General features: G+C 73.2%; 6 protein-coding genes. 2 read left to right on the forward strand and 4 right to left on the reverse strand.

All coding sequences use genetic code 11. From position 1 onward, the window contains the following. On the forward strand, positions 1 to 1,234 hold a 1,234-nt coding region (locus ETD86_RS52300; RefSeq protein WP_138674060.1), incomplete at its 5' end, for a lipopolysaccharide biosynthesis protein. Next, on the forward strand, positions 1,231 to 2,130 hold the full coding sequence (locus tag ETD86_RS52305; protein ID WP_138674061.1) for a sulfotransferase: 900 nt from the start codon (positions 1,231 to 1,233) through the stop codon (positions 2,128 to 2,130). The genes ETD86_RS52300 and ETD86_RS52305, both read left to right, overlap by 4 nt. Here ETD86_RS52305 and ETD86_RS52310 read toward each other — a convergent pair. From ETD86_RS52310 to ETD86_RS52325, 4 genes are all read right to left on the reverse strand, one after another. After that, positions 2,114 to 2,872 (reverse strand): WecB/TagA/CpsF family glycosyltransferase, encoded by a 759-nt coding sequence (locus ETD86_RS52310; RefSeq protein WP_138674062.1) that lies wholly within the window; start codon positions 2,870 to 2,872, stop codon positions 2,114 to 2,116. The two genes, ETD86_RS52305 and ETD86_RS52310, sit on opposite strands and share 17 nt — an antisense overlap. 200 nt (positions 2,873 to 3,072) lie before the next feature. Continuing rightward, complete coding sequence (locus ETD86_RS52315) at positions 3,073 to 4,020, reverse strand: glycosyltransferase family 2 protein (RefSeq protein ID WP_138674063.1); 948 nt, start codon at positions 4,018 to 4,020, stop codon at positions 3,073 to 3,075. Next, entirely contained in the window at positions 4,017 to 4,682 is a 666-nt protein-coding gene (locus ETD86_RS52320) for a sulfotransferase (protein ID WP_342779368.1), read from the reverse strand. The genes ETD86_RS52315 and ETD86_RS52320 overlap by 4 nt, the downstream gene beginning before the upstream one ends. A 329-nt stretch (positions 4,683 to 5,011) precedes the next feature. After that, on the reverse strand, positions 5,012 to 5,290 hold a 279-nt coding region (locus tag ETD86_RS52325), incomplete at its 5' end, for an elongation factor 1-alpha C-terminal domain-related protein (protein ID WP_425465715.1).

Genomic DNA, 5,290 nt, shown 5'->3' on the forward strand with positions numbered 1-5,290 from the left:
GGCCGGGGTCGCGGGTCTGGTGGCGGCGGGCTTCTCCGCGCTGGCGCAGTTCGTGCTGGTGGCGGTCGTGACCAGGGCGTTCACGGCCGCGGAGGCCGGGAGCTTCTTCGCGGTGACCGCCGTGGTGCTCATGGCGGCGGGGATCGCGAAGCTGGACGCGGGGAACGGGCTCGTGTACTTCATCGCCCGCGCGGAGACGTACGGCTATCTCGGTATTTCCGGATATGTGCGGGCAGCGCTCGTGCCCTGCGCGGTGGTGGCGGGCGTCGGCGCGGTGGTGTTGTACCCGCGGGTGGGGGTGGTCGCGGCGGTCCTGCCGGTCATGGTGCTGGGGGACGTGCTGCTGGCCGCCACCCGGGGGTTCGGGACCATGCGCCCGACCGTGCTCCTGGACGGAATGGTGTTGCCGGCCGCTCAGCTGGTGCTCGTCACCGGGGCGGCCGCGGCCGGGGCGGTCGAGTGGTTGCCTCTGGCATGGGGGTTGCCGTACGTGCCGGTGCTGGTCCTGGCCGGGGCCGGGCTGCGGGGGCGGGCGCCGCGGAGCGCGTACCTGCCGGGAACCGGGCGGGATCTGTGGCGGCACACGGCGCCGCGGTCGGTGGCGGGGGCGGTGCAGGCGGTGTTCCAGCGGGTGGACATCGTGGTCGTCGCGCTGCTCGCGGGGCCCGCGCAGGCCGCCGTCTACACGGCCGCCACCCGGTTCAAGGTCGTCGGGCAGCTGGCGAACCAAGGGCTGGCGCAGGCCGTGCAGACCCGGCTGGTGAGCGCGCTCGCCCACGGGGAGGTGGCGCGGGCGCGGGAGCTGTACCAGGCGGCCACGGTCTGGCTGGTGCTGCTGACGTGGCCGGTGTGGCTGGCGTACGGGGCTCTGGCGCCCTGGTTGCTGGGGGTGTTCGGCCCCTCGTACGGGTCGGCTGCCGCTCCCGTGGCGTTGGTGCTGGCGGGGACGATGATGGTGGCCACGGCCTGCGGCATGGTCGACGTCGTGCTGACGGCCGCGGGGCACACCGGGACGAGCCTGCTCAATCTGCTGGCGGCCGTCGCGTGCACGCTGGCGCTGGACCTGGCGCTGATCCCCGCCCACGGGGCACTCGGCGCGGTCGCCGGCTGGTCGGGCGGCGTGCTCGTCAAGAACCTGCTCCCGCTGTGGCAACTGCACCGCCGCTACGGGCTGCACCCGTTCGGCCGCCACACCCTGGCGGCGCTGCGGTCGCGTACGTGGGCGGCGGCATGAGCGTCCCCATCCTCGTGACCGGGCTGCCGCGGAGCGGCACCAGCTGGACGGGCAAGATGCTCGTGGCCGGCGGCGGGCTGGTGTACGTCAACGAGCCGCTCAACCCGCAACACCCGCCCGGGCGGTGCCCGGGGGTGCTCAGGGCCGAGGTGACGCACAGGTTCCAGTACATCTGCGACGACAACGCCGACGCGTGGCTGCCTGCCTTCCGGGACACGGCCTGCCTGCGCTACCACTGGCTGGCCGAGTTGCGGGCGAACCACTCGCCGTACGATCTGGCCCGCCTGATCCGCTACGGGACCGCTTTCGCGGTGGGCCGCCTGGCGGGGCGGCGGGCATTGCTCGACGACCCGTTCGCGGTGCTGAGCGCGGGATGGTTCGCGCGGCGGCTGGGGTGCCGGGTCGTGGCGCTCGTGCGGGATCCGGTGTCGTTCGTGGCGAGCTGGCAGCGGCTGGGCTGGACGGTCTCCTTCCGTGAGCTCCTGGACCAGCCGCTGCTGGTCCGCGACCATCCTGAGGTGCTGGAGCTGCGCGCCCTCGACGGCTCCGATGACCGCGTCGCCAAGGCCGCCGCGTTGTGGCGGGTCACCCACACGATCCTGACCCGGACGCCCGGCCTCCTCCTCACCTCGTACGAGTCTCTGGCCGCCGACCCGATCGCCGGTTTCCGGCGCCTGTACGCCTACGCGGACCTGCCCTGGACGCCCACCGCCGAACGCCGCATCGCCAGGGCGTGCACCGAGGGCTCCCGCCGGGGCACGGGCCCTTTCGCGTGGTCGGGCCTGTCGCGCACGGCGTACCGGCGCATGGACTCCCGCCGTGCGCTCGCCGCCGGGACCCGCGGGCTCGACGACGAGGACGCGGCCCGCGTCCGCGTCCTCACCTCCGCCCCTTGAGGCGTGTGGTCAAGCAGCGGCCCAGCAGCCGCGCCGCGAACGGCAGATCGTCGACCAGGTAGCGGCGCATCAGCCGGCCTGGCTCGCCGGCCAGCCGGAACGCCCACTCCAGCCCGGTCTGCCGCATCCACCCCGGCGCTCTCGGCACCGCCCCCGCCGCGAAGGCGATCGCCGCCCCGCATCCCAGGAACCACGTCCCTGGCAGGTCTTTCCGCAGGTCCGCGATGAGCCGGTCCTGCCGGGGGAAGCCGAGCCCGACGAAGACGAGTCCCGGCTGCGCGGCGAGCACTCTCCGCCGTACGAGCTCGTATCCCTCCGAGGTGGCGTCGAAGCCGTAGGGCGGCGCGTGGGCGCCGCAGACCCGTAACCGGGGATAGCGGCTGGTGAGCTCGCGGACGGCCCGCTGCGGGACGTCTGGAGGGCCGCCGCCGAGCAGATAGACGGGCCAGCCTCGGCCGGCTGCCAGCCTGCTGAGCGCCCAGAGGAGGTCGGCACCGGTGACACGCTCAGGCAGCGGAGTGCCCAGCAGCCCGGCCGCCCACACCAGCGGCATCCCATCGGCCACCACCAGGTCGGCCGAGCACACCAGGTCTCTGAGCGCGGGGTCGGCGGCGGCGATCCGGCAGATGTCGACGTTCGGGGTGACGATACGGCCGCCGCGGCCCGCCTCCAGCTCGGCGGCCACCCACTGGACCACCTGCTCTTCGGTGACCGCATCGACCCCGACCCCACCCACCTGCACCCGCGCGACCGCGCAGTCCGCCGGGCCGGAGCCCGGATCCGCCCAAGACGGCGAGGCCTCTTGCGGGGGAACGACCTGAGCAAGGACGGGTGCAAGGCGCTGGCCTGCGCGCTGCGAAGCAGCCGAAGGGCCTGGGGTCGATGGCGTGGGAGCGGGCGAAAGGGCTGGGGTCGAGAGCCCGATCCGTGGCTGCGGCGGGGTCAAATGCCGTGCCCCCGGTTGTGCAGCATCGAGAGCACGGTCGGCGCGGAGACGAAGCCGGCGGCCACCGCCAGGGCGATCGGCGCACGGGGCTCGGCGAGCCGGGCCGCGAACGTGCGGAGGGCCCAGCGCGCGGCCTCTCTCCGATGTCCCAGTGCGGCGTGGCTGAAGGCAAGCTGACCGTAGACCCGCGCCGCGCCGCGCGGGTCCACGGCCAGTTCGGGGTGCCGGGCGAGCATCCAGTCGAGCCCGGCAATGCGGTCCGCCCAGCGGGCGACGTAGTGGGACGCGCCCCAGCGGACCCGGACGAGCGGCCGGTCGACATGCGCGATCGGCCGCCGCTTGGCCGCTCGGAGCGCCAGGTCCCAGTCCTCGTTCTGCCCGGCGGGCGCGCTCTCGTCGGCCCACAGCAGGCCACGCTCGAACAGGTATGTCGACGAGTGGACCATCACCATGCGCGACCGTACGAGATCGTCCGCGGTGATGGAGCGGGCGCCGGCGAGCCTGGCGACGCGGTGGCGGCCGTATTCGACCTCGATGCCGCAGCTGGCGAACTCGCCCTCGCCGTCGCGCAGCGCCCGAACCTGAGCGGTTAGCTTGCCCGGCAACCAGACGTCGTCGTCGTCGCAGAAGGCCACGAGGTCGGTGTCGCAGGCGGCGATGCCGGTGTTGCGCGCCCCTGGGAGCCCCGGGGTACGCGTATTCGGCAGCACGCGCAGGGAACGGCCCGTGGAATGGCTCGCGCCGGTGACGACACCGGCCACGTGCTGCGTCACCGCCGCATCGGCGGATCCGACGTCCATGGCCGTCGTCCTGTCCGCCACGACGACCAACGACAGCTCCCCCTCGTAATCCTGACCCAGCGCGGCCTCGACGGCCTCTCGCAAGAGCCCGGGACGGTCGCCGCGCGTAGGGATCACCACGCCGACGGATGGCAGCCGCGTCATCCCGTCACCCCCGAGTAGCCGTACCGGGCCCTGAGCGGCCATGTCAGCGCGTCGACCAGCCGCCGCTCTCCAGCGCCCAGCCCCGTCGTCCACGCATCGTCCCGCCGCAGCTCCACACGGCCCACGTGGAATCGCATCGGATTGCCGGAGACCGTGTGCGACGGCCCCAGCCACGCAGTCTGGCCGTCGACGAACGGGAGCTCGGGGACGGCGGCCAGGCCGAGGGCGCGGACCAGCCCCGTGAGCGTGCGCTCGGGGGCGGCGAGCAGATCCTCGTAGCGGACCGTGGTGACGCGGGCCCCGCGCCGCGCGAGCAGCTCCAGCGCGGCGTTCTGCGCCGTCCAGTGCAGCGCCGTGCGGGCCGGCCCCCAGCGGGTCATGGGCCGCCCGTCCTCGGGGCGGGCCACCGCCCTGCCCCAGGAGTAGGCGACGGCGCGCGGATCCCTGACCACGTGGACGACGTGGACGTCCACGCCGCTCGCCGCCAGGCACCACGCGAGGGAGGCGTGCTTGCTGGAGTCGATCACGACCCGGGCGCCCGTCGCCGCGTAGACCAGCCGGTACGCCTGCACGTATTCGGCCAGATCGCGATGCGCGATGCGGCCGATCCTGCGGGTGCGGTCAACCCGGCGCCGGAGCATCAGGACCCGGTCTGCCGTCACGCTCGCCCAACCACCGAACGCACGGTCCCCGACCTGACACCAGAAGGCGCAGGTGGGGAAGGGCTCGCCACACCCGCAGGGTTCCCTCGCACGCACTCCCCTCTCCCACAGATGCACTACCTCCCCAAGCGCGACCACCCCCGGCAGCTCGCCAAGGAGCCTCTCGAGCAGAGTGGTGCCACTACGGCCCAGACCGCCCAAGTAGATGACCCGGGGGGTGGTTACGCGATCGGTCACGGAGGAGGGCTTTCGCGTCGCGAACACGGAACGCGAAGACCATATCGCGGAGAGTAATCAACGGGTAAGGGAAGAGCGAAAAGATCTACCCTTCAGCGGCTATCCATGATCATGCCGGCGCCGACCGTGCCGTTCGTGGCCTCGTCCACCAGGATGAAGCCGCCCGTGAGCCGGTTGCGTCCGTAGTCGTCCACGAACAGCGGCTGCGTGATCCGCAGCGACACCCGGCCGATCTCGTTGAGGGCGAGCGAGGTCGCCTCCTCGTCCCGGTGCAGGGTGTTGACGTCGAGCCGGTAGTGCAGGTCACGGACGAGGGCGCGGGCCGTGCGGGTGGTGTGCTTGATCGTCAGCTTGGACCGCGGCGCCAGTTT

Origin of the sequence: Nonomuraea turkmeniaca, from assembly GCF_005889735.1 — a bacterium.
In the GTDB taxonomy this organism is placed as follows: Bacteria; Actinomycetota; Actinomycetes; order Streptosporangiales; family Streptosporangiaceae; genus Nonomuraea; species Nonomuraea turkmeniaca.